The 21066-nt window shown below is 50.3% G+C and carries 26 protein-coding genes and 3 tRNA genes; 20 read left to right on the forward strand and 9 right to left on the reverse strand.

The window, feature by feature from the left end:
- Nucleotides 1–216 precede the first annotated feature (216 nt).
- The 5 genes from tcyJ to sdiA all read left to right on the forward strand — a co-directional run bounded on the left by tcyJ (nt 217) and on the right by sdiA (nt 4503).
- Complete coding sequence (gene tcyJ, locus AC534G_RS10110) at nt 217–1017, forward strand: cystine ABC transporter substrate-binding protein (RefSeq protein ID WP_032939603.1); 801 nt, start codon at nt 217–219, stop codon at nt 1015–1017.
- A gap of 107 nt (nt 1018–1124) precedes the next feature.
- Nucleotides 1125–2111 (forward strand): D-cysteine desulfhydrase, encoded by a 987-nt coding sequence (gene dcyD / locus AC534G_RS10115; protein ID WP_110497607.1) that lies wholly within the window; start codon nt 1125–1127, stop codon nt 2109–2111.
- A gap of 20 nt (nt 2112–2131) precedes the next feature.
- Nucleotides 2132–2800 (forward strand): cystine ABC transporter permease, encoded by a 669-nt coding sequence (gene tcyL, locus AC534G_RS10120; RefSeq protein ID WP_006684074.1) that lies wholly within the window; start codon nt 2132–2134, stop codon nt 2798–2800.
- Entirely contained in the window at nt 2797–3549 is a 753-nt protein-coding gene (gene tcyN, locus AC534G_RS10125) for an L-cystine ABC transporter ATP-binding protein TcyN (RefSeq protein ID WP_110497609.1), read from the forward strand. The genes tcyL and tcyN overlap by 4 nt, the downstream gene beginning before the upstream one ends.
- 231 nt (nt 3550–3780) lie before the next feature.
- Nucleotides 3781–4503, forward strand: coding sequence for a quorum-sensing transcriptional regulator SdiA (gene sdiA, locus AC534G_RS10130; protein ID WP_038641538.1), 723 nt, complete (start codon nt 3781–3783; stop codon nt 4501–4503).
- Between the two features lie 66 nt (nt 4504–4569).
- Here sdiA and AC534G_RS10135 read toward each other — a convergent pair whose 3' ends face one another.
- Together AC534G_RS10135 and AC534G_RS10140 are read right to left on the reverse strand one after the other, a co-directional pair.
- On the reverse strand, nt 4570–4794 hold the full coding sequence (locus tag AC534G_RS10135; RefSeq protein WP_006684077.1) for a DUF2594 family protein: 225 nt from the start codon (nt 4792–4794) through the stop codon (nt 4570–4572).
- Between the two features lie 19 nt (nt 4795–4813).
- Nucleotides 4814–4957: a hypothetical protein gene (locus tag AC534G_RS10140; protein WP_470261520.1), complete on the reverse strand. Its 144-nt coding sequence runs from the start codon at nt 4955–4957 to the stop codon at nt 4814–4816.
- Nucleotides 4958–5253: 296 nt separating this feature from the next.
- Between AC534G_RS10140 and uvrY the strand changes: the two genes are divergently transcribed.
- From uvrY to AC534G_RS10170, 6 genes are all read left to right on the forward strand, one after another.
- Nucleotides 5254–5910, forward strand: coding sequence for a UvrY/SirA/GacA family response regulator transcription factor (uvrY, locus tag AC534G_RS10145; protein ID WP_038641535.1), 657 nt, complete (start codon nt 5254–5256; stop codon nt 5908–5910).
- A complete protein-coding gene (gene uvrC, locus AC534G_RS10150) occupies nt 5907–7739 on the forward strand; it encodes an excinuclease ABC subunit UvrC (protein WP_110497611.1) in 1833 nt (610 codons plus the stop codon). The genes uvrY and uvrC overlap by 4 nt, the downstream gene beginning before the upstream one ends.
- A 55-nt stretch (nt 7740–7794) precedes the next feature.
- Nucleotides 7795–8343: a CDP-diacylglycerol--glycerol-3-phosphate 3-phosphatidyltransferase gene (pgsA, locus tag AC534G_RS10155; protein WP_038641531.1), complete on the forward strand. Its 549-nt coding sequence runs from the start codon at nt 7795–7797 to the stop codon at nt 8341–8343.
- Between the two features lie 151 nt (nt 8344–8494).
- Nucleotides 8495–8570: transfer RNA gene (locus AC534G_RS10160), tRNA-Gly, on the forward strand.
- A gap of 51 nt (nt 8571–8621) precedes the next feature.
- A tRNA-Cys gene (locus tag AC534G_RS10165) sits at nt 8622–8695 on the forward strand.
- Nucleotides 8696–8707: 12 nt separating this feature from the next.
- A tRNA-Leu gene (locus AC534G_RS10170) sits at nt 8708–8794 on the forward strand.
- Nucleotides 8795–8932: 138 nt separating this feature from the next.
- On the opposite strand, the gene AC534G_RS10175 is transcribed toward AC534G_RS10170, so the two are convergent.
- A complete protein-coding gene (locus AC534G_RS10175; RefSeq protein ID WP_069323577.1) occupies nt 8933–9277 on the reverse strand; it encodes a hypothetical protein in 345 nt (114 codons plus the stop codon).
- Between the two features lie 200 nt (nt 9278–9477).
- Between AC534G_RS10175 and AC534G_RS10180 the strand changes: the two genes are divergently transcribed.
- Together AC534G_RS10180 and AC534G_RS10185 are read left to right on the forward strand one after the other, a co-directional pair.
- Nucleotides 9478–10167, forward strand: coding sequence for a LolA family protein (locus AC534G_RS10180; protein ID WP_110497613.1), 690 nt, complete (start codon nt 9478–9480; stop codon nt 10165–10167).
- Nucleotides 10168–10180: 13 nt separating this feature from the next.
- Complete coding sequence (locus tag AC534G_RS10185; RefSeq protein ID WP_110497615.1) at nt 10181–10651, forward strand: SRPBCC family protein; 471 nt, start codon at nt 10181–10183, stop codon at nt 10649–10651.
- Nucleotides 10652–10670: 19 nt separating this feature from the next.
- On the opposite strand, the gene AC534G_RS10190 is transcribed toward AC534G_RS10185, so the two are convergent.
- Nucleotides 10671–11696, reverse strand: a complete 1026-nt coding sequence (locus tag AC534G_RS10190; RefSeq protein ID WP_110497617.1) for a patatin-like phospholipase family protein — start codon at nt 11694–11696, stop codon at nt 10671–10673.
- 328 nt (nt 11697–12024) lie between these two features.
- On the opposite strand from AC534G_RS10190, the gene AC534G_RS10195 reads away from it, so the two are divergent.
- The 4 genes from AC534G_RS10195 to AC534G_RS10210 all read left to right on the forward strand — a co-directional run bounded on the left by AC534G_RS10195 (nt 12025) and on the right by AC534G_RS10210 (nt 14653).
- Nucleotides 12025–13167 carry a transglutaminase-like domain-containing protein gene (locus tag AC534G_RS10195; protein ID WP_069323581.1) on the forward strand — a complete coding sequence of 381 codons (1143 nt, stop codon included), beginning with the start codon at nt 12025–12027 and terminating at the stop codon, nt 13165–13167.
- Nucleotides 13145–13501 carry a mercuric transporter MerT family protein gene (locus AC534G_RS10200; RefSeq protein WP_110497619.1) on the forward strand — a complete coding sequence of 119 codons (357 nt, stop codon included), beginning with the start codon at nt 13145–13147 and terminating at the stop codon, nt 13499–13501. The genes AC534G_RS10195 and AC534G_RS10200 overlap by 23 nt, the downstream gene beginning before the upstream one ends.
- The gene (locus AC534G_RS10205; protein ID WP_038641518.1) at nt 13498–13779 is read left to right on the forward strand and encodes a heavy-metal-associated domain-containing protein; all 282 of its coding nucleotides are present in this window, start codon (nt 13498–13500) and stop codon (nt 13777–13779) included. Before AC534G_RS10200 ends, AC534G_RS10205 begins: the two co-directional genes overlap by 4 nt.
- Nucleotides 13780–13987: 208 nt before the next feature.
- Nucleotides 13988–14653: a YecA/YgfB family protein gene (locus AC534G_RS10210; RefSeq protein WP_042307734.1), complete on the forward strand. Its 666-nt coding sequence runs from the start codon at nt 13988–13990 to the stop codon at nt 14651–14653.
- 27 nt (nt 14654–14680) lie between these two features.
- Here the strand turns inward: AC534G_RS10210 and tyrP are convergent, their stop codons facing one another.
- Complete coding sequence (gene tyrP / locus AC534G_RS10215; RefSeq protein ID WP_110497621.1) at nt 14681–15892, reverse strand: tyrosine transporter TyrP; 1212 nt, start codon at nt 15890–15892, stop codon at nt 14681–14683.
- 227 nt (nt 15893–16119) lie between these two features.
- Here tyrP and AC534G_RS10220 point away from each other — a divergent pair, with 227 nt between their 5' ends.
- Entirely contained in the window at nt 16120–16359 is a 240-nt protein-coding gene (locus tag AC534G_RS10220) for a YecH family metal-binding protein (protein WP_110497623.1), read from the forward strand.
- A 45-nt stretch (nt 16360–16404) separates the two neighbouring features.
- On the opposite strand, the gene ftnA is transcribed toward AC534G_RS10220, so the two are convergent.
- Entirely contained in the window at nt 16405–16902 is a 498-nt protein-coding gene (gene ftnA / locus AC534G_RS10225; RefSeq protein ID WP_038641510.1) for a non-heme ferritin, read from the reverse strand.
- Between the two features lie 192 nt (nt 16903–17094).
- A complete protein-coding gene (locus tag AC534G_RS10230; protein ID WP_038641508.1) occupies nt 17095–17430 on the reverse strand; it encodes a YecR-like family lipoprotein in 336 nt (111 codons plus the stop codon).
- A 267-nt stretch (nt 17431–17697) separates the two neighbouring features.
- Between AC534G_RS10230 and AC534G_RS10235 the strand changes: the two genes are divergently transcribed.
- Complete coding sequence (locus AC534G_RS10235) at nt 17698–18336, forward strand: RpiB/LacA/LacB family sugar-phosphate isomerase (protein ID WP_038641506.1); 639 nt, start codon at nt 17698–17700, stop codon at nt 18334–18336.
- Nucleotides 18337–18369: 33 nt separating this feature from the next.
- Here the strand turns inward: AC534G_RS10235 and AC534G_RS10240 are convergent, their stop codons facing one another.
- Nucleotides 18370–19791: an MFS transporter gene (locus AC534G_RS10240; protein ID WP_110497625.1), complete on the reverse strand. Its 1422-nt coding sequence runs from the start codon at nt 19789–19791 to the stop codon at nt 18370–18372.
- A gap of 130 nt (nt 19792–19921) precedes the next feature.
- Between AC534G_RS10240 and AC534G_RS10245 the strand changes: the two genes are divergently transcribed.
- Nucleotides 19922–20173: a DUF2766 family protein gene (locus AC534G_RS10245; protein ID WP_005127709.1), complete on the forward strand. Its 252-nt coding sequence runs from the start codon at nt 19922–19924 to the stop codon at nt 20171–20173.
- Between the two features lie 136 nt (nt 20174–20309).
- Here the strand turns inward: AC534G_RS10245 and AC534G_RS10250 are convergent, their stop codons facing one another.
- Nucleotides 20310–20813 (reverse strand): non-heme ferritin-like protein, encoded by a 504-nt coding sequence (locus AC534G_RS10250; protein ID WP_038641501.1) that lies wholly within the window; start codon nt 20811–20813, stop codon nt 20310–20312.
- Between the last annotated feature and the right edge of the window lie 253 nt (nt 20814–21066).

A 21066-nucleotide genomic window follows, 5' to 3' on the forward strand; every position in this document is an offset into this window, starting at 1 on the left:
AGGTGTAACGGAGTGGTGTTTGTGAATCACGACAAACGCTCTACACTACGCTCATATACACGTCATCCTTCAAGCTGTCTCTGCGTTGGCTGCACTCCCTCGCCCCAGTCACTTACTTTAGTAAGCTCCTGGGGACTTACTCGCTTGCCGCCTTGATGCAACTCGAATGATTTTGTGTATAAATAGCAGTCACTAATGACAATATTCGGGGTAACTATGAAATTAGCACTTCTGGGACGTCAGGCTCTGATGGGTGTAATGGCTGTTGCACTTGTCGCCGGAATGAGCGTAAAGACTTATGCAGATGAAGGTCTGTTAAATAAAGTTAAAGAGCGCGGTACGCTGCTGGTGGGCCTGGAAGGGACCTATCCCCCGTTTAGTTTTCAGGGTGATGACGGCAAGCTGACGGGTTTCGAAGTGGAGTTCGCCGAAGCACTGGCAAAGCACCTTGGGGTGAAAGCCACGTTGAAGCCGACCAAGTGGGACGGCATGCTGGCCTCGCTTGATTCCAAACGCATTGACGTGGTTATCAACCAGGTGACCATCTCTGACGAACGGAAGAAAAAATACGATTTCTCTACCCCGTATACGGTCTCTGGTATCCAGGCGCTGGTGAAGAAAGGCAATGAAGGCGTTATCAAGACCGCTGCCGATCTGAAAGGTAAAAAAGTCGGCGTGGGTCTGGGCACCAACTATGAAGAGTGGCTGCGCCAGAACGTGCAGGGCGTGGATATTCGTACCTATGATGATGACCCGACCAAATATCAGGATCTGCGTGTAGGCCGTATCGACGCGATTCTGGTTGACCGTCTGGCAGCGCTGGATCTGGTGAAGAAAACCAAAGATACGCTGGCCGTCACCGGTGAGGCCTTCTCCCGCCAGGAATCTGGTGTGGCGCTGCGCAAGGGCAATGAAGATCTGCTGAAAGCGGTTGATGCCGCCATTGCCGAAATGCAAAAAGACGGTACGTTGAAAGCGCTGTCTGAAAAATGGTTTGGAGCGGATGTGACGAAATAATCGTCATCCGATGAAAAAAGGCGCCTTTAACAGCGCCTTTTTTTATTTCATTGCGCCTGAACGTGCATAATAAAAAGAACATCACAACAACAAATACCGGAGGCTGTATGCCGCTGCATAACTTAACGCGCTTTCCACGTCTGGAATTTATTGGCGCACCAACACCGCTCGAATATCTTCCACGCTTCTCCGACTATCTTGGGCGCGATATTTTCATCAAACGCGATGACGTTACGCCGATGGCCATGGGCGGCAATAAACTGCGTAAGCTGGAGTTTCTGGCGGCGGATGCGCTGCGTGAAGGGGCCGATACGTTGATAACCGCGGGCGCTATCCAGTCTAACCATGTGCGCCAGACAGCGGCGGTAGCGGCTAAACTTGGCCTGCATTGCGTGGCGCTGCTGGAAAACCCGATTGGCACCAGGGCGGAAAACTATCTCAGCAACGGCAACCGTCTGCTGCTGGACCTGTTTAATACCCAGATTGAAATGTGCGATGCGCTGACCGATCCGAATGCGCAACTTCAGGAACTGGCGACGCGGATTGAAGCGCAAGGGTTCCGTCCGTATGTGATCCCGGTTGGGGGTTCCAATGCTCTGGGAGCGCTGGGCTATGTGGAAAGCGCGCTGGAAATTGCGCAACAGTGTGAAGGGGCCGTAGAGCTGTCTTCCGTGGTCGTGGCGTCGGGCAGCGCGGGTACGCATGCCGGACTGGCCGTTGGGCTGGAACAGCTGATGCCACACGTTGAGCTGATTGGCGTGACCGTCTCGCGCAGCGTGGCCGATCAAAAGCCCAAAGTTGTTACGCTACAGCAGGACATTGCCCGTGAACTGGAACTGACGGCCTCAGCGGATATCCTGCTATGGGATGATTATTATGCGCCGGGCTACGGTACGCCAAACGAAGAGGGCATGGAAGCGGTAAAACTGCTGGCGCGGCTGGAAGGCATCTTGTTGGATCCGGTCTATACCGGCAAGGCGATGGCGGGTCTGATTGACGGCATCAGCCAGAAGCGCTTTAAAGATGAAGGGCCAATTCTCTTTATCCATACCGGTGGGGCGCCTGCATTGTTTGCCTACCATCCTCACGTGTAACAATCAGGTAGAAAAACGTAATGCAAGAAAGTATCCAACTGGTGATCGATTCCCTACCGTATCTGCTTAAAGGCGCGGTTTTTACGCTGCAACTGAGTATCGGCGGGATGTTCTTTGGCCTCGTGCTGGGGTTTATCCTGGCGCTAATGCGCCTGTCGCCGCTATTACCTGTACGTTGGCTGGCGCGCTTTTATATCTCTGTCTTTCGCGGAACGCCGTTGATCGCCCAACTTTTTATGATCTATTACGGTCTGCCGCAGTTTGGTATTGAGCTGGATCCCATCCCGGCGGCGATGATTGGTTTGTCGCTGAATACGGCGGCCTACGCGGCGGAAACGCTGCGGGCGGCAATCTCCTCCATCGATAAAGGGCAGTGGGAAGCGGGGGCCAGTATTGGCATGACGCGCTGGCAGACCATGCGCCGGGCGATCCTGCCGCAGGCGGCACGCGTTGCGCTGCCGCCGCTGAGCAACAGCTTTATCAGCCTGGTGAAGGACACTTCACTGGCCGCGACTATTCAGGTTCCTGAACTGTTCCGTCAGGCGCAGCTGATTACCTCGCGTACGCTGGAAGTGTTCACTATGTATCTGGCGGCCTCCTTGATTTATTGGGTAATGGCGACAGTGCTTTCTGCGCTGCAGAACTATTTTGAAGAACAACTGAACCGCCAGGAGAAAGAGCCGAAATGAGTGCTATTGAAGTCAGAAACCTGGTCAAAAAATTCCATGGGCAAACGGTGCTGCATGGGATCGATCTCGACGTCAAACCCGGTGAAGTTGTGGCGATTATCGGACCGAGCGGTTCGGGCAAAACCACGCTGCTGAGGAGCATTAATTTGCTGGAGCAACCGGAGGCGGGCACCATTAAAGTGGGTGAGATAACCATTGATACCGCGCGGTCGTTAACACAGCAGAAAGGACTGATTCGCCAGTTGCGCCAGCACGTAGGCTTTGTGTTCCAGAACTTTAATTTGTTTCCCCATCGAACGGTGCTGGAAAACATTATTGAAGGTCCGGTGATTGTCAAAGGCGAACCTAAAGCCGAAGCGACAGCCCGTGCGCGCGAACTGCTGGCAAAAGTCGGGCTGGCGGGAAAAGAAACCAGCTATCCGCGCCGCCTGTCCGGTGGGCAGCAGCAGCGCGTGGCGATTGCCCGGGCGCTGGCGATGCGACCAGAGGTTATTTTATTCGATGAACCCACCTCAGCGCTTGACCCTGAACTGGTTGGCGAGGTGCTTAATACCATTCGCCAGTTGGCGCAGGAAAAACGCACCATGGTGATTGTGACGCATGAAATGAGCTTTGCGCGTGATGTGGCTGACCGGGCGATATTTATGGATCAAGGACGGATAGTGGAGCAGGGACTCGCTAAATCTTTATTTACGCATCCGCAACAGCCGCGAACCCGTCAGTTTCTCGAAAAATTCCTCATGCAATAAATAGTACAAGCAGCACTCACCGGCATTGTTTTATGGTGAGTGCTGTGCGCATAACTATTTATAAATATTGCTTTATTATTAATGCTTGATTCTGTTGCTTACTCTGGCGATTGAGTCACGCTCAAGTAATTTTTCATTTGTCCGATAATTTGCATATATAAAATACATTTATGTGTTAGCTTGTTTCATATGTTTGGATGATTATCAATCGCAGGGGCATTACCACTTAGTATGCAGGATCATGATTTCTTTACCTGGCGACGGAGCATGCTGTTACGCTTTCAGGAAATGGCGACGGCAGAGGATGTCTATAATGAGTTACAACAACAGACGCAGCATTTAGAGTTCGATTTCTACGCACTCTGTGTTCGTCATCCCGTACCCTTTACCCGTCCTAAAACGTCACTTCATACGACCTATCCCAAAGCATGGGTGGCGCATTATCAGTCCGAGAATTATTTCGCCATTGATCCGGTGCTGAAGCCTGAAAACTTCAGCCAGGGGCATTTACCCTGGGACGATAGCTTGTTTCGTGATGCGCAACCCCTGTGGGACGCCGCACGCAATCACGGTTTACGCAAAGGGATGACGCAATGTTTAATGTTGCCGAATCGGGCGTTGGGATTTTTATCGGTATCGCGAGCGAGTGTCCAAAATAGTCGTTTTGCGAATGATGAAGTGGAGCTCAGAATGCAGCTTCTGGTGCGGGAAAGCCTGTCGGTGCTGACGCGACTGGAAGATGACATGGTCATGGTGCCAGAGATGCGTTTTAGCAAGCGGGAAAAAGAAATATTGAAGTGGACCGCAGAGGGGAAAACGTCTTCGGAGATAGCGATAATACTGTCGATTTCTGAAAATACCGTCAACTTTCACCAGAAGAATATGCAAAAGAAATTCAATGCGCCAAACAAAACGCAGATAGCGTGTTACGCCGCTGCGACCGGGCTTATCTGAATAAATTATCGTTCTGAGTGTCAGACGCAAAACCGGCTGATAGCAATGCTGTCAGCCGGTTTTTTGTTACTGGCGGTAGGCCTGTTTAATTTGCTTAACAGTGCTGGAAAATACCGCAGCCTGTGATTGATCTTCAATCAGCGCGATCTGTTTTTCCATTTTAAGAATCACGCGTCCAGCATCGGCTTGACCCATTGCCTGCAGCATCAGTGTTAACAGGGCTTTCAGACAGGTGACTTCATTGGCCAGTTCCTGGTTATTCTCAGCAGTGGAAAAGTCAGGCGTACTCATTTATTTTCCTCGTTATGTTTCAATGAAAAAGTGCGATGTCAGATCTTAAGGCGGCGGAGTATACCATAAGCGAGGCTAAAAATATCAGTGGTTGTTTTTTGTGCAAGCTAAAGGGATGGACATTAAAATAAACAACATGTTGCAGTGCATATATTTTCTCCACTGGTTGTTTATTTCGAGTATTTTACTCGTTAATTATTGTTACAACTTTGGCTGCCTGTTTTGCATTCAGCGCAGGAATATGAATTTTTTGTCACTATTCTGAAACAGCTAAGCAGATATAACCGTGGCAGCAGGCTATGAGGCCTGAAATTTTCCACCCGCCGTACAATCTAATTTCCAAAAACGAGAGCAAAATCGAAAGTCGGACGTTTTTTACATTTCAAAGTTGAGATAAAACCCGTTAACATAGGACCGATTAACTATCGGTAGCGTTATCCCTATTCTGGAGATATTCCTTTGATCAACGTTTTTCTTGTTGATGACCACGAACTGGTGCGCGCAGGGATACGACGCATTCTGGAAGATATAAAAGGCATAAAAGTTGTCGGCGAAGCGTGCTGCGGTGAAGATGCGGTGAAATGGTGCCGCTCAAATACCGTGGACGTTGTGCTGATGGATATGAATATGCCCGGTATTGGCGGTCTCGAAGCAACCCGCAAAATTGCGCGTTCAACGGCAGACATTAAAGTGATTATGCTGACGGTACATACCGAAAACCCGTTACCTGCAAAGGTCATGCAGGCAGGTGCCGCGGGGTATCTCAGCAAAGGAGCCGCCCCCCAGGAAGTTGTGAGTGCCATTCGTTCGGTTTATTCCGGGCAACGTTATATTGCCTCCGATATCGCTCAGCAGATGGCGCTCAGCCAGATTGAACCTGAGAAAACGGAAACCCCGTTTGCCAGTTTGTCTGAACGCGAGTTGCAGATTATGCTGATGATCACCAAAGGTCAGAAGGTCAATGAGATTTCAGAACAACTGAATCTTAGTCCTAAAACGGTGAACAGCTATCGCTATCGAATGTTCAGTAAATTAAACATTCACGGCGATGTCGAGTTGACTCACCTGGCAATTCGCCATGGCCTGTGTAATGCGGAGACATTAACAAGCCAGTGACCGATCAGTTTGATGCCAAAGCGTTCCTGAAGAGCGTAACCAGTCAGCCCGGCGTTTATCGTATGTATGATACCGCCGGGACGGTTATCTATGTCGGGAAAGCGAAAGACCTGAAAAAAAGGCTTTCCAGTTACTTCCGTAGTAATCTCGCGTCGCGTAAGACCGAAGCGTTGGTCGCGCAAATCCAGCAGATTGATGTCACGGTGACACACACCGAAACCGAAGCGTTATTGCTTGAACACAACTACATCAAGCTGTATCAGCCGCGCTATAACGTATTGCTGCGCGATGATAAATCGTATCCTTTTATTTTCCTCAGCGGCGATACTCATCCACGCCTGGCGATGCATCGTGGGGCCAAGCATGCCAAAGGCGAGTACTTTGGACCGTTCCCCAACGGCTATGCCGTACGAGAAACGCTGGCGCTGCTGCAGAAAATTTTTCCCATCCGCCAGTGCGAAAACAGCGTGTATCGCAATCGCTCGCGACCTTGCCTGCAATATCAGATTGGCCGTTGCCTCGGTCCCTGTGTGGCGGGCCTGGTGAGTGAGGAAGAGTATGCACAGCAGGTCGAGTACGTCCGTTTATTCCTGTCCGGGAAAGACGATCAGGTATTAACCCAACTGATCGCCCGGATGGAAAAGGCCAGCCATAATCTCGAATTTGAAGAGGCTGCGCGTATTCGTGACCAAATTCAGGCTGTACGTCGTGTCACCGAAAAACAGTTTGTCTCGAATTCCGGGGATGATCTGGACGTTATCGGGGTGGCGTTTGACGCTGGCATGGCTTGTGTGCACGTACTGTTCATTCGTCAGGGTAAAGTGTTGGGCAGTCGCAGCTATTTCCCGAAAGTACCGAATGGAACAGAACTCGGCGAGGTGGTGGAAACCTTTGTCGGGCAGTTTTATTTGCAGGGAAGTCAAATGCGTACCTTACCCGGCGAGATCCTGCTCGATTTTAATCTTAGCGATAAAACTCTGCTGGCGGATTCATTGTCTGACCTGGCCGGGCGGAAGATTAATGTTCAGACGAAACCGCGCGGAGATCGTGCGCGTTATCTGAAGCTGGCGCGTACCAACGCGGCAGTAGCGTTAACCACCAGGCTTTCTCAGCAGTCGACCATTACTCAGCGACTGACGGCGCTGGCATCGGTATTGAAGTTACCCGCTGTAAAACGCATGGAATGTTTTGACATCAGCCATACGATGGGCGAGCAGACGGTCGCCTCCTGCGTGGTTTTTGATGCCAATGGCCCACTGCGCGCAGAATATCGTCGTTACAACATCACCGGCATTACGCCGGGCGACGATTATGCGGCGATGAATCAGGTTCTGCGTCGGCGTTACGGTAAGGCGATAGAAGAAAGTAAGGTTCCGGACGTCATATTGATCGATGGCGGTAAAGGTCAGTTGGGACAGGCGAAAGCCGTTTTTGCTGAGCTGGATGTTCCCTGGGATAAACAGCACCCACTTTTGCTGGGGGTGGCGAAAGGGGCCGATCGTAAAGCGGGTCTGGAAACGCTATTCTTTGAGCCGGAAGGCGAGGGCTTTAGCCTGCCGCCGGATTCGCCCGCGTTGCATGTGATACAGCATATCCGCGATGAATCTCACGATCATGCGATTAGCGGACACAGGAAAAAACGTGCGAAGGTGAAAAGTACCAGCACGCTTGAGACCATTGAAGGCGTTGGGCCTAAGCGTCGGCAGATGTTGTTGAAATATATGGGCGGTTTGCAAGGTCTTCGTAACGCAAGTATTGAAGAAATTGCAAAAGTGCCGGGTATTTCGCAAGCTCTGGCAGAAAAGATCTTCTACTCGTTGAAACATTAGGCCCTCTGTAGCAACATAGGGGTAATTTCACTGACAACAGATAGTTATCCGTCATATGCAATTTAATATCCCTACGTTGCTCACGCTGTTTCGCGTCATCCTGATCCCATTCTTTGTATTGGCGTTTTATCTGCCATTCACCTGGGCTCCCTTTGTTTGTGCGCTGATCTTCTGTATTGCGGCGGTCACCGACTGGTTTGATGGCTATCTGGCGCGTCGCTGGAACCAAAGCACGCGTTTTGGCGCCTTCCTCGACCCCGTTGCTGATAAAGTGCTGGTTGCTATCGCGATGGTGCTGGTGACGGAGCACTATCACAGCTGGTGGGTGACGCTTCCTGCCGCCACGATGATCGCGCGTGAAATTATCATCTCTGCGCTACGTGAATGGATGGCAGAACTGGGTAAACGCAGCAGTGTGGCAGTGTCCTGGATCGGTAAAGTGAAAACCACTTCGCAGATGGCCGCATTGGCGTGGCTGCTGTGGCGTCCAAATATTTGGGTAGAGTATGCCGGAATCGCACTTTTCTTCGTCGCTGCGGTACTGACTTTGTGGTCAATGTTCCAGTATTTGAGCGCTGCATGGGGAGATTTGCTTGAACAGTGATCGTTTCGGCGCAAATTTCAGCAAACGATCGTCAGTGGTGAAAAATATCGTTGACTCATTGCGTCAGGTAAGTAGAATGCAACGCATCGAACGGCAGCACTGATTGCCAGACGATAACAAAATCAAGTGATTAACAAAGTTACTTGGTGATGCGGGAATAGCTCAGTTGGTAGAGCACGACCTTGCCAAGGTCGGGGTCGCGAGTTCGAGTCTCGTTTCCCGCTCCAAATTAAAGGCATCGGCAATCGCGGATGTCGGCTGAAAAGCCAGAAGATTTCGGCGCGTTAGCAAAGCGGTTATGTAGCGGATTGCAAATCCGTCTAGTCCGGTTCGACTCCGGAACGCGCCTCCAATTTCTTCCCGAGCCCGGATGGTGGAATCGGTAGACACAAGGGATTTAAAATCCCTCGGCGTTCGCGCTGTGTGGGTTCAAGTCCCACTCCGGGTACCATGGGAAAGAACAGAATAATCAAAGCAATAAGCAGTGTCGTGAAACCACCTACGGGTGGTTTTTTTGTGCCTGTAATCCGTCGTTTTATCCTGCCTGATACGTAAAATGCCCTTCAAACATTTGCAATAGATAATCACTCTATCGACGAATCGGTGCGTTAAGCATAAATCGTCCTCGGGCAGGGTTGTTGATAAACCCATTTCGGGCAGGATTATCGTTGAGGTCCTGGAAACCATTTATCATGGTGGGATCGCCAAAGCTATCCTGAATCGCTAAATGTCTGTGGATTCGGTTTGGTGCCCTGAACGTGAAAGGGAAATCATTTGTCCCGCCAATGATGATGATGCCATTACCGGCACGGAGTGCCGCGTTTAACGCTTGCTCACTCGCGGCCTGGTTTTGTAACGCGCTGGCTGTGGCAGATGATGACGCCAGCAGCAGTAAGATGAGAACGGCGCATGAAAATACCGATGGCAGTTTCATGATTAATACCTGTTAAGAGTGTGGCTATTAAAGTATAGCTTGATGTTGTCATCTCAACTGAAAAGAAAACCAACAATTTAACCAACTGTTCCTACTGAGTCTGAGAAGCAGGGAGAGTAGCGCCGCGCGGTTAAGAACTATAATAACAGTCGACAGGCGATGACTCCTGTTGGCAGATAGTACAGATACAGGGGGCGGCCATGAGCGTCTCATTTTTTCCGCTAGTTGCGTTCACCGCATTGCTTGTCTTTAGTTGCTCAGTATGGTCGGTGGAAGAAAGAGGGGGATTATCACCGCGAGCCAGAAGCACGGATCCTGTTGCATTTTCGCTGCAGTCATTTAACAACATGAGCTCTTATCAGGTCATGCTGCGATCTTCATCTGCGCAGGATGAGAATAAAATCATTCGCTACAGCTATCAGAAACCCGGCTACGTACGAATGGATTTTACCCAGCCGCATTCAGGCGCGGTGCTCATCTTTAATCCCGTCACCGGTAAAGTGACATTATGGCCATTTGGTGTGGGGTCGTTGCCCATTTTGCACCTGTCGCCGACCAATTCATTGATCCAGGATGAGCGCGGTCATCGGGTGGATCGTTCTGATATCGGCGTGTTGTTAGGCAATATTCGCCATCTGCAGCGCGAGGGAACAACGACGGTTGTTGCTCAGGAGCGTCTAGCGGGGCGGGAGACGACGCATGTGTCTGTGGTTGGGCCAGGAATAATGACAGTGGATGGCGTTCACCGCTACGACGTCTGGCTGGATAATTATCACGGATTCCCTGCCAAAGTGATCGGCTATGCCCCAGATGGGCGGCGATTAGAAACCGTTCTTCTGGAAGCTATGGTTATCAACATCCGTTTTCCCGCTAATTTCTTCACGCCTTGAGGGAGCCCGTACTATGGCTGAGTATCAGTTTTCCACGATCTGGCGGGTTGAGGCTTCAATCCAGGAGGTATGGGATATTTTTTCCCATCCGGACCAATGGCCGGAATGGTGGGGAAGTCTGGAAAGAATTGTGGAGATCAAGAAGGGGGATTTACAGGGCATTGGCGCGCTACATCGTTATACCTGGAAAGGGGCGCTTCCTTATCGTTTAACCTTTGATATCAACGTATTGAATATTCTCCCTTGCTCTATGCTTGAAGGACAAGCCAGCGGGGCGGTAGAAGGGCGAGGTGTGTGGTCTTTTACTGCGAGTGGCAAAGAGACTATTGTCAAGTATGACTGGAATGTCCGAACCACTATCCGTTGGATGAATTATCTTGCCCCGCTGGCGGCACCCGTATTTCGCTGGAATCACAATACGGTCATGCGTGAGGGGGCAAGAGGGTTAGCCCGTAAACTGGCAACGAAGGTGCATATATTTTGAGTTCAGTCAGCGTTGGGGATTAATGAGCGTCCTGATATTTAAAATTGCCTCCACTATTGATTAATAACTTAGCGATCTCAGTCAATGTCTTATCATACACGGAGGCATTTTGTAGACCTGCCTGGCGCAGAAGTTCTAAGTTTTCACGCGATGCGTTATCCAGCGTTGGATCGGCACCGTATAGTTCAGGCTGTATTCTGTAGTATTTAGAATTTTTTACCGTTGAGGCAATTTGTTGCAGATAATACGCGGTCATCTGCGGCCCCCCCTCAAGCGCGATATCAATAGCCGGTTTTGCCCAGCCAAAGGGGCCCCAGTCCTTAACTTCGGAATAAGAATACCCCTGCAATTTCTTGCCGGTTCCCAGTGAGACAATAATCATATCCTTAATGCCAGCGACATTACTGAATTTAATCGCTTCGGAATAGGCACAGAGCGCGGGGTCGTTTGCTACCACACCGCCATCAACCAGGACAAATTTTTCGGGAACAGGGGGCAATGAATAAATACGCGCTGCTTCGAAATAAGTGGGAGCCGCAGAGGTACCCCGTAAAGCGTCCCTGACCAGGAAGTCCCGATTTTTGGCGAGGGCTGAATGTTGTTTGAAAATGACAGGAAGACGACTGCTCACGTCATAAGAAACAAAGCAGGTTGGTCTTAATAATTCACTGAGTTTTGTTTCACCGAATGCCATTTTTAATACTCGCTCCAGCTCCTTTGCAGAATATTTCTCATCGGTAGCGCCACCCAGTGAACTGATTGTTTTCCAGACACCGACATCAAAAATTTCATCCCCATCCTGAAGGTAGAAATTGACGGCTTCCTGAGCGGAGAACTTTGGTTTTCCTTTTGCGTCAGGGCAAACATAAGCAGAACACAGAATGGCCCCGGTACTGGTACCGGCAACCAGATCGAAGTAATCCGCAATTCTGGCGGCAGGATTTTCTGATATATCCTGCAATTTCTTCTCCAGTGCCACAAGTAGCATACCCGGTAGGATGCCTCTGATCCCGCCGCCATCAATAGACAGTATTCTCATTGCCATTTTTACTTCCTCCCAGAATATGAAACGGGATTATGGATTGGGTTATTTCTACTATTGCATGCTTTTAAATATAGGCCGGGTTTCTGCTGCGTTTGCTTCATGCGACAGGCTGATCTGGCAGATTGATATCCGCTTGCTACTGTACTTTTTTGCCTGTAAATGGCTTAATAGCGACCTTGTAGTCTCTCATTTCATTCACAGTTAACAGGTCTGTTATTGATGAATAATCTCCATCGACTCGCCTTTTTAAGTCAGCGTCTGTCTGCTGTGATGATCGCCGGTTTCCCAACGGGCCGTAGCTCAACTCTTACAACATGGACAGACAGCAATGCAACGTCGACAATTTCTCAAAAATAGTGTTCTCCTTTCCGCCGCCGGTTTAGTCGGGCCTACGGTTCTTAGCCAGACGGTACATGCCGCGGAGCCAACAGTCGCGCCTGTCGCGCGTCGACGCTTTGTCTTATCACAAACGTATAAACTCAACCCTGCTGAGGGATCGCGCGGTGTGGTGAAACTCTGGATCCCGCTACCTGTAGACACTGCGTTTCAACAAATGACAGCCCTTGCCTTTAGCGGGAACTATCAGCAGGCGTATGTCACCACCAACAATGCCTATGGCGCGAAGACGCTGTTCGCCACCTGGCCAGACTCCCAGAGCGAATTGTTGATTAACGTTGATATCGACATCGAAACTGCCGACTGGGAGCCGTTGAAGCAGGATGCGCTAAAAACCTGGCAAGTACCGGAGCAGATTATTTATCCGCTGGATGTAAAACCCTACTTGTTACCGACGGCACATACGCCTGTTGATGGGCTGGTTCTGGAAACCGCGCGCAAAATTACCGGTAATGAGCAAGATCCGCTGAAAAAAGCGCGTCTCATTTACGACTGGGTGAGTAGCCATATGGAACGAGATAATGACGTTATTGGCTGCGGTACCGGTGATGTGGCGGAGATCTTAAAAAGCGGTAAGCTCAAGGGAAAATGTACCGATATGAGCTCCGTTTTTGTTGCTTTGGCACGGGCCAGCGGTATTCCGGCGCGTGAACTGTTTGGCATCCGTCTGGGCAAAGCCAATAAGCTCGAGCGCTACTCGAAAAGCGCCTTTGGCAAGGCCGATAGCACAGGCGTTGCCGATGTCAGCGGTGGACAGCACTGTCGCGCCGAATTCTATCTGGCAGGTTACGGTTGGTTACCGTGCGATCCCGCTGACGTGACCAAAATGCGTCTGACTGAGAAAAAATCGCATCAGGACGCCGATGTCCAGGCCGTCAACGCTTACCTGTTTGGTAACTGGGAAATGAACTGGGTAGGATTCAACTACGGACGTGATTTCGAGTTGTATCCGGCGACAGAGCAGGGCGCCATGAACAACTTTGGTTATCCTTACGCAGAAGTCGATGGCGACCCGATCAATTTCTACGATCCTAAAGTATTCTCCTACCGCTATGTCGCCACAGAACAACGCTAAAGGCGCGGGACTGACCCTGCTGACGGCCGCGGCGGCTGCCGTCACTGCCGGTTTATGCTGCGTTGGGCCGCTGTTATATCTGTTATTTGGTATTTCAGCGGCGAGCTTTGCTGTTTTAACCCGGTTTGAGTTTTTACGAATTCCTTTGATGCTGCTGTCATTGGGATTATTACTGCGTGTTTTCTGGCGACTCTATTTTTCCAAACGGTTGTGGTGTTCTGGCTGGCTAACCCTGAAACAAGCGCGCGTTTTCTACTGGTGTGCGCTGGCGTTGATTTTGCCGGTGTTATTTTACCCAACGCTGGTTGCCTGGTTTTATGAGGTGTTTGAATGAAGATTTTCACGTTAGTTGCAGGCTTATTATTGCCGTTGTGGGTTCAGGCGGCCAATCAAAAAGTGGTGCTGGATATACAAAATATGACCTGCTCGTTATGCGTAATTTCGGTCAATCAGGCATTACGCGAAACCGATGGCGTCATTAAGGCGAAATCCTCACTCAAGACAAGGCAGGCAGAAGCGATCGTGCCTGAAGGTTTTCCTACCGAGACTTTGCTTAAAGCGGTAGCAAAAACCGGGTATAGCGCGACGCTTAACCGTATTGAGCAACAATAACCACCTACGGGTGGTTTTGTTCTGTTTTCCCGGTATGATGCCCGGCGGCCTGGTGTTCTCTTTTGTGCGTTAACTACCGGAATTCCCCTCGTTTCCTGTTAACCTGAACTGGCGGCAGTTGTAAGCCGCCCACGCCCATTTGTATCTGTTATCCCTCCAGCCATGTAGGATGATTACAGGCGAGAATTTTTGACTAAGGAAAAGCGTTATGAAAACGGGACCATTAAACGAGAGCGAACTGGAATGGCTGGATGATGTACTGACTAAGTACAATACGGACAAGGCTATTCTGGATGTGTCAGAACTGGATGGTTTGCTGACGGCGGTGCTGAGTTCACCGTATGAAATTGAACCGGAGCAGTGGCTGGTCGCAATTTGGGGTGGTGCGCAGTATGTCCCTCGCTGGTCCTCCGAAAAAGAAATGACGCGCTTCATGAACCTGGCGTTTCAGCACATGGCGGATACGGCCGATCGTCTGGACGAATACCCCGAGCAGTTTGAGCCGCTGTTTGGTCTGCGTGAAATTGACGAGCATGAACTGACCATCGTAGAAGAGTGGTGCTTTGGTTATATGCGCGGCGTCGCGTTGTCGGACTGGTCCGCATTACCGGATACGTTGAAACCGGCGCTCGAGGCTATTGCGCTGCATGGTACAGAAGAAAACTTCGCGGTGGTTGAGAAACTGACGCCAGAAGAGTTTGAGGAAAGCGTGGACGCTATCCGTCTGGCGGCGTTGGATCTGCATGCCTGGTGGATGGCGCATCCGCAGGAAACGCCGGTGAAGGTGCCGGTAAAAGTAGATGCCAAGGTAGGACGTAACGACCCGTGCCCGTGCGGCAGTGGGAAAAAATACAAGCAGTGCTGTCTGCATTAACAGAAAGGGGCGTAAAGCCCCTTTTGTTTAACCCACTTCAGGCAGTAACCCTGCTGCAATGGAAAACTGTACCGCGATCACCACAATGCCGCACATAAACACCAACGCCAGCGCCGGTGCGCCACCCGCCACGCGGTAGTTACCCTGCGGGTTATGTTTTCTGCTTTGCCATGCCAGCATGGCTGGGATCAGTAGCGCCAGTACCGCGAGGGCAACACCCGCATATCCCAGCGCCATCACGAAACCACGTGGATAGAACAGCGCGAATGCCAGCGGCGGCAGGAACGTCACAACGCCGGTTTGCATCCTTCCTGCTACGGTATTTCGGCGCTGGAAAAGGTCTGCCAGATAGTCAAACAGCCCCAGCGCGACACCGAGGAAAGAGGTCGCCAGTGCGAGATCGGCAAACAAATGTACCGCCAGTTCAACGTGCGGCGATGCCACGACTTCACGTAATGCCTGTAGCAATCCGTTTAAACCAGCGTGGTTGGCTAACAGCCCCATGAACGTGGACGAGTTAATGCTGCCCAGCGTTGCCAGTTGCCAGAAAATATAGGCGATCAGTGGAATGGCGCTACCGGTAATAAATACCCAGCGCAGTTTACGGATGTTACCGTTCATATAGCTGACGATACTCGGAACGCTGCCGTGAAAACCGAACGACGTGAAGATAACCGGGATTGCGGACAGCGCCAGCCCTTGCTGAAGCGGCAGCGTAAGCAGATTCACTTTATGGATATGCGGCATTAACAGGGCCAGCATCGCCACCAGGAAAATTATCTTGGCACTGAACAACAGACGGTTGAACAGATCGACCAGCGACGTCCCAACGCAAACCACACCACCGGCAACAAAGGTGAACAGCAGTACACCTGTTGATGGCGAGATAGCTGTCCCGGTCCAGTCGCTGATGCTGGAGGCCAGCAGTTCACCTGCGCCACTGATATACGCCGCCGTCAGCGCGTACATTAAAAACATCATGCTGAAACCCGTTACCCATTGTCCGTAACGGCCAAGATAACGTTTCGCCAGGGTACCCAGCCCGGTGTCAGCCGGTACGTGTTGATACACTTCAAGCAGCAACAGCGCGGTGTAGCACATCAACGCCCAAAGACTGACTAACAATACCAGCGTGACGCTAAACCCCACGCCTGCCGCAGCCAGCGGCATTGCCAACATACCGGCACCAATCGTGGTTCCCGCCACGATAAAAATACTACCCAGGGTTCTGTTTTTCACGCTTTCCTCTGTCCCAGAGATAATCAACGGTTATATCTGCGGCGCAGGTTAAGGCAAAACATTATTTTCGTCAAATCACCGTTACAATGCATGTACATAAAACTTTACGATTATTGGGTGATTTTAAGATGCATGGCAAATGACATTTATCTGCTGGTAAACCTGTGTTAGCGCAAAGCAGCGCCCTGCGGTTCACATTAGGCTATGCCCTTTATTGAGGAGGTAGTATGGAATCTATTCACGGGCATGAAGTGCTCAACATGATGATTGAATCTGGCGAGCAGTATTCAAATGCCAGTCTTGAAGCGGCGATTACGGCATGTTTTGGCGAGCGGGCACGTTTTCACACCTGTTCTGCGCAAGGAATGACGGCGGCTGAGCTGGTGGCATTTTTAGCGGCGAAGGGGAAGTTTATTGCAAAAGAAGACGGCTTCTCTACGCACGAAAGCAAGATCTGCCGCCATTAAGATTATCGAATAACGGTGGCATCTCACCACCGTTATCCAACAGAATTAATTCTGCGTATCGAGCGTAGCCAGCTCTTTGTCGATGAAATAAAGACCTTCACCGCTTTTTCCTGCCAGCGATAGCTTATCAATAACAGATTTAAATAATTTCTCTTCTTCATGCTGCTCGGCAACATACCACTGCAGGAAATTAAACGTCGGATAATCCTGGTGGGTCATTGCCGCGTGAGCCAGTTCATTAATTTTCCGGGTGATCAGCTGTTCGTGTTCGTAAGTGACACGGAACAGTTCGTCCAGAGAAGCATATTCAGCGAAGGGGGAAGAGACGGTATTAATACGCGGTAAGCTACCGGTGTCAGTCAGGTAGTCGAACAGACGCTGCATATGCGTCATCTCTTCCTGGGCGTGACGGCGCAGAAACGCGGCAGCACCTTCGAAGCTGTGATAGCTGCACCACGCGCTCATCTGTTGGTAGAGCAGAGATGAATATAATTCAAGATTCATTTGCTCATTCAGTTGGTCGATCATTTCTGTTTTCAGCATGGTTCTGCTCCACAAACGTTATTATATATTACGTGGCGCCACTATAATTTGTTATTTAATTATTTGCAAAAGGTAAAATAATAAATTTATTTATTAAAAATACGAATGGGAATAAAACGCATTAACGCTATTGAGCGGAGGATATAAATACCGAAGTAACAAATGACCAGCAAAAAATGCTGGTCGAAAATATTAATAATTGAATGAGGACGCTGGAGATACCGCGACGCCGTGACACTGCCAGGCGAGCGTAATTTTGGTGTTCAAACACAAAGAACCGGCATATACGCTACAGGTTGACACTGGCTGCCCAAACGCAACGGCGCTGGCATAACCCATACGCTGGCACTCTTTGGTGGCGGTTCCCTGGGTTACGTAGTCATCGGTTCGTGCCGTTTGCAACATGGCCTGGTTGTAAGTCAGGCGAACCACGCCGGTGATGGCGCTGGCTTCGCTCACCTGCGCCTGTTTAGTAATAGTGCATCCTGTCAGCACGAGCGGCAAAAGGGCAATGATAAAGGTCTTCATGGGATCGCTCTGAAAGTTCGGAGATAGTCTATCATGGCATGCCTTTCGACGTATCAATGGCTTGAATAGCCTGAAGATCACCTGCGATTAATCGCAACGACGTTACTTTCTTGAGGCCATTCTGAGCTGCTGAGGGAAAAATGTGAGCCCTTCATTACTTTATAAAACAAAATTTCATTAAATTTGAAAGTGGGTTTGCAAAATAGTAATGTGGCCTGAATGTTATGACTTTCAGCAGTCCACGCTACGCATTCAGGAGATGACAGAATGAAAATTGCATTGATGATGGAAAACAGCCAGGCAAGCAAAAACGCCATCATTCATAACGAGCTTAAAGCCGTTGCGGATGAGAAAGGTTTTCCCGTTTATAACGTCGGCATGAGCGATGAAAATGACCATCATCTGACCTACATTCATTTAGGGATTATGGCCAGCATCCTGCTGAATTCCAGAGCCGTGGATTTTGTGGTCACCGGCTGTGGTACGGGTCAGGGCGCAATGATGTCACTGAATATCCATCCGGGAGTCGTATGCGGTTATTGCCTCGATCCGGCGGACGCATTCTTGTTTTCTCAGATCAACAATGGGAATGCGCTTTCTCTGGCCTTCGCCAAAGGCTTTGGCTGGGGCGCCGAGCTGAATGTGCGCTATATGTTTGAAAAAGCGTTTACTGGACGTACCGGGGAAGGTTATCCACCGGAACGTAAAGAGCCGCAGGTGCGTAACGCCGGTATTCTGAATCAGGTGAAAGCGGCAGTGGTAAAAGAGAATTATCTGGATACGCTGCGCGCTATCGATCCTGAACTGGTGAAAACCGCCGTCTCGGGTCCACGCTTCCAGCAGTGCTTCTTTGAAAACTGCCAGGACAAGTCGATCGAAGCGTTTGTGCGCGAGATTATTGGCTAAATCCTGCTGGCCCGGCGGTGTTCTCCCGCCGGGCTATCTGTTCTTATCTGACACCGCACTTCCGGCATCACGGGTAAGCCGCAGCGTATCCACCATACCGACCAGACAAATTATGGCGATAGCCACAAAGGCCAGGCGGAAGCTGATCCCCGGAATATTGCCCAGCGCCAGCCATTCACTGACTTCAGCGCCGATGCGGATCCCAATAGCGGCTAATGAAATTCCCAGTCCCACTGCTAACTGTGTTGCCGTACTGAACAGCGTATTGGCGTAGCTCATTTGCGACGCGGGGACGTCCGCAAATGCAAGCGTACTGACGCCGGTAAACTGGATTGAACGGAACACACCGCCCAGATACAGCACCAGCAAAATAACCCATACGGGCGTTTGCGGCGTTATCAATGCACAGGCCAGCAGCGCCAGGACGTTGAGCGCCCCGTTGATCAGCAGCAATTTTTTAAAGCCCAGCCAGCGTATCAACGGCGTGGTGGCAGGTTTTATCGTCAGATTGCCTACAAACACCGCCAGCACCAGCGAACCTGCGTGAAAAGCGTTCATGCCAAAACCTACCTGGAACATTAACGGCAGCAGAAATGGTACGGCGCTGATGGAGGCGCGAAACAGCGATCCGCCATACATCGTGACGCGAAAAGTCGGGACGCTCATGGCATCAAGACGAATCATCGGCCAGGCGGCGCGGCGAAAATGGCGTAGGGCAAACAGGAAAGTCGCTATTCCCAGCGTGAGAAGTCCGGCAGTTAGCCAACCCTGCGGCTGCTGGGTTCCCAGCAACTCCATGGCATACACCAGACTTACCATGGCAACAGAGGTCGCGACAAAACCCGCTATATCAAACGGACGGCGCTCGTCGTCATGAATATCCGGAATAAAACGTAGCGCCAGCGCTATCGCCAGTATTCCCAATGGGACGTTAATGAAGAAGATCCAGCGCCAGTTGGCATAGCTGGTGATGAATCCGCCTAGCGGAGGACCGATGATGGGCGCGACTAACGCGGGCCAGGTCAGAGTCGCAATGGCGGTGATTAACTGATGTTTAGGCGTGGTGCGTAGTACCGCAAGGCGGCCAACAGGAACCATTAATGCGCCGCCCACGCCCTGTAAGATTCGCATGGCGACAAAGCTTTCAAGACGAGTGGACAAACCGCATAAGACCGAGGCGAGGGTAAATATCGCCAGTGCGAGGGTAAACACTTTTCTGGCGCCAAAGCGGTCCGCAATCCAGCCGCTGGCGGGGATAAGTACGGCGAGGGTGATCAGGTAGGCGCTAATACCAATATTCAGGTCAACCGCCTGTACGCCAAAGCTTTTGGCCATGTCGGGCAGGGCGGTAGCGATCACCGTACCGTCAATAAACTCCATAAAGAAAGCGCCGGCTACAAGTAATGCCGCCGGGGAGAGACCGCGTTTATTCTCAACCGCTAAATGTTCACTCATGTTGTGCTTGCCATCTCAAAAGAAACTGACCGGGTCTGTTTTTTATTTTCAGCGTATCCGTTATGCGTACGCCGCTACCGTTTCGATCGCTGAATGGGTACTATGACGACCTTTCTATAAGGAGCTCATTATGTCCCAAACACTGAATGCCGATCAGGAACTGCTCTCGGACGTTGTTGCCTGTCAGCTGGTTATCAAACAAATTCTGGATGTCATTGATGTTATCGCCCCGGTAGAAGTCCGGGAGAAAATGTCCAGCCAACTGAAAAGCATCGACTTTTCAAGTCACCCTGCAGGTGCCGATCCGGTTACTATGCGCGCAATACAAAAAGCAGTTGCCTTGATCGAGTTGAAATTCACGCCGCAGAATGAGTCTCACTAAAATAAACCGTTGTTTCAGGTTTTAGAAAGGTTTTTTGCGCCTTTGAGAATGAGAGGCGCGAGCGTAGCGATCATTGAGCGCTAGCCGGATAAGATGCGTGGCATGACTATCCGGCTAGCGTTATGAAAATTGAAGATTAGTGATGTTGGTAGTTTACGACGTTCAGCAGATGTTTATCGGTTTGCGCCATGCACAGTCCCGCGCGTTTCGCGCTGCGGACTTCATCAAGAATGGTTTGTAACAGCACGCCATCCTGCTGCTGCTCTTTTTCCAGATCGTGGAGAAAATCAACGGTTGGCTCATCGTTCAATGCTTCAGCTTCATTGGTTAAGCGTGAAAGCTTACTCGAACGCTGTTGGTACTCATCCAGTGTTTTCTGAAACAATTCTTCAAGGGAAGTCAGTTCATCACCCGGAACATCGATGGCCTTGACGATGGGGTTAGCCCCGGCGCTTTTCATAAAATTAAACATACGCATCATTTGAGTTACGTTACCCTGCGCCTGCGTGCGAAGAAACGTTGCGGTGCCTGTCAGGCTATGTTCGTAGCACCATTCGCTAAGGTGCAGGTAAAGATTCGATGCGTAGAACTCAAGATTCATTTGCGTGTTGAGTTTATGAACAATTCCAACTGCAGCCATATCAATATCCTTATTTCCAGAAAGGAGAATGTACGTTACTAACGTCAGTGCAACGGGCTGTCGCCGCACTTCACATCTACGTACAATTAAAACTGTTAGCAGAATAAATCCGTTCCGCCGGTCCTTTAGTGATCACGGATTATATCCGCTTCCGATCGAGATTCAGCATAGCGCGTGATCTGACATAAGAAAATCCTTAAATCTGCATATTTATGTTTTTTTACATATTGTCATAGCAATATTCTTAATACCT

This window comes from Citrobacter sp. CRE-46, from assembly GCF_059615875.1.

What these genes read in the sequence shown, in the direction of transcription:
- tcyJ (WP_032939603.1), top strand. Translation starts at nt 217, where the DNA reads ATGAAATTAGCACTTCTGGGACGTCAGGCTCTGATGGGTGTAATGGCT.
- dcyD (WP_110497607.1), top strand. Translation starts at nt 1,125, where the DNA reads ATGCCGCTGCATAACTTAACGCGCTTTCCACGTCTGGAATTTATTGGC.
- tcyL (WP_006684074.1), top strand. Translation starts at nt 2,132, where the DNA reads ATGCAAGAAAGTATCCAACTGGTGATCGATTCCCTACCGTATCTGCTT.
- tcyN (WP_110497609.1), top strand. Translation starts at nt 2,797, where the DNA reads ATGAGTGCTATTGAAGTCAGAAACCTGGTCAAAAAATTCCATGGGCAA.
- sdiA (WP_038641538.1), top strand. Translation starts at nt 3,781, where the DNA reads ATGCAGGATCATGATTTCTTTACCTGGCGACGGAGCATGCTGTTACGC.
- AC534G_RS10135 (WP_006684077.1), bottom strand. Translation starts at nt 4,794, where the DNA reads ATGAGTACGCCTGACTTTTCCACTGCTGAGAATAACCAGGAACTGGCC.
- pgsA (WP_038641531.1), top strand. Translation starts at nt 7,795, where the DNA reads ATGCAATTTAATATCCCTACGTTGCTCACGCTGTTTCGCGTCATCCTG.
- AC534G_RS10175 (WP_069323577.1), bottom strand. Translation starts at nt 9,277, where the DNA reads ATGAAACTGCCATCGGTATTTTCATGCGCCGTTCTCATCTTACTGCTG.
- AC534G_RS10180 (WP_110497613.1), top strand. Translation starts at nt 9,478, where the DNA reads ATGAGCGTCTCATTTTTTCCGCTAGTTGCGTTCACCGCATTGCTTGTC.
- AC534G_RS10185 (WP_110497615.1), top strand. Translation starts at nt 10,181, where the DNA reads ATGGCTGAGTATCAGTTTTCCACGATCTGGCGGGTTGAGGCTTCAATC.
- AC534G_RS10190 (WP_110497617.1), bottom strand. Translation starts at nt 11,696, where the DNA reads ATGGCAATGAGAATACTGTCTATTGATGGCGGCGGGATCAGAGGCATC.
- AC534G_RS10195 (WP_069323581.1), top strand. Translation starts at nt 12,025, where the DNA reads ATGCAACGTCGACAATTTCTCAAAAATAGTGTTCTCCTTTCCGCCGCC.
- AC534G_RS10200 (WP_110497619.1), top strand. Translation starts at nt 13,145, where the DNA reads ATGTCGCCACAGAACAACGCTAAAGGCGCGGGACTGACCCTGCTGACG.
- AC534G_RS10205 (WP_038641518.1), top strand. Translation starts at nt 13,498, where the DNA reads ATGAAGATTTTCACGTTAGTTGCAGGCTTATTATTGCCGTTGTGGGTT.
- AC534G_RS10210 (WP_042307734.1), top strand. Translation starts at nt 13,988, where the DNA reads ATGAAAACGGGACCATTAAACGAGAGCGAACTGGAATGGCTGGATGAT.
- AC534G_RS10220 (WP_110497623.1), top strand. Translation starts at nt 16,120, where the DNA reads ATGGAATCTATTCACGGGCATGAAGTGCTCAACATGATGATTGAATCT.
- ftnA (WP_038641510.1), bottom strand. Translation starts at nt 16,902, where the DNA reads ATGCTGAAAACAGAAATGATCGACCAACTGAATGAGCAAATGAATCTT.
- AC534G_RS10230 (WP_038641508.1), bottom strand. Translation starts at nt 17,430, where the DNA reads ATGAAGACCTTTATCATTGCCCTTTTGCCGCTCGTGCTGACAGGATGC.
- AC534G_RS10235 (WP_038641506.1), top strand. Translation starts at nt 17,698, where the DNA reads ATGAAAATTGCATTGATGATGGAAAACAGCCAGGCAAGCAAAAACGCC.
- AC534G_RS10240 (WP_110497625.1), bottom strand. Translation starts at nt 19,791, where the DNA reads ATGAGTGAACATTTAGCGGTTGAGAATAAACGCGGTCTCTCCCCGGCG.
- AC534G_RS10245 (WP_005127709.1), top strand. Translation starts at nt 19,922, where the DNA reads ATGTCCCAAACACTGAATGCCGATCAGGAACTGCTCTCGGACGTTGTT.
- AC534G_RS10250 (WP_038641501.1), bottom strand. Translation starts at nt 20,813, where the DNA reads ATGGCTGCAGTTGGAATTGTTCATAAACTCAACACGCAAATGAATCTT.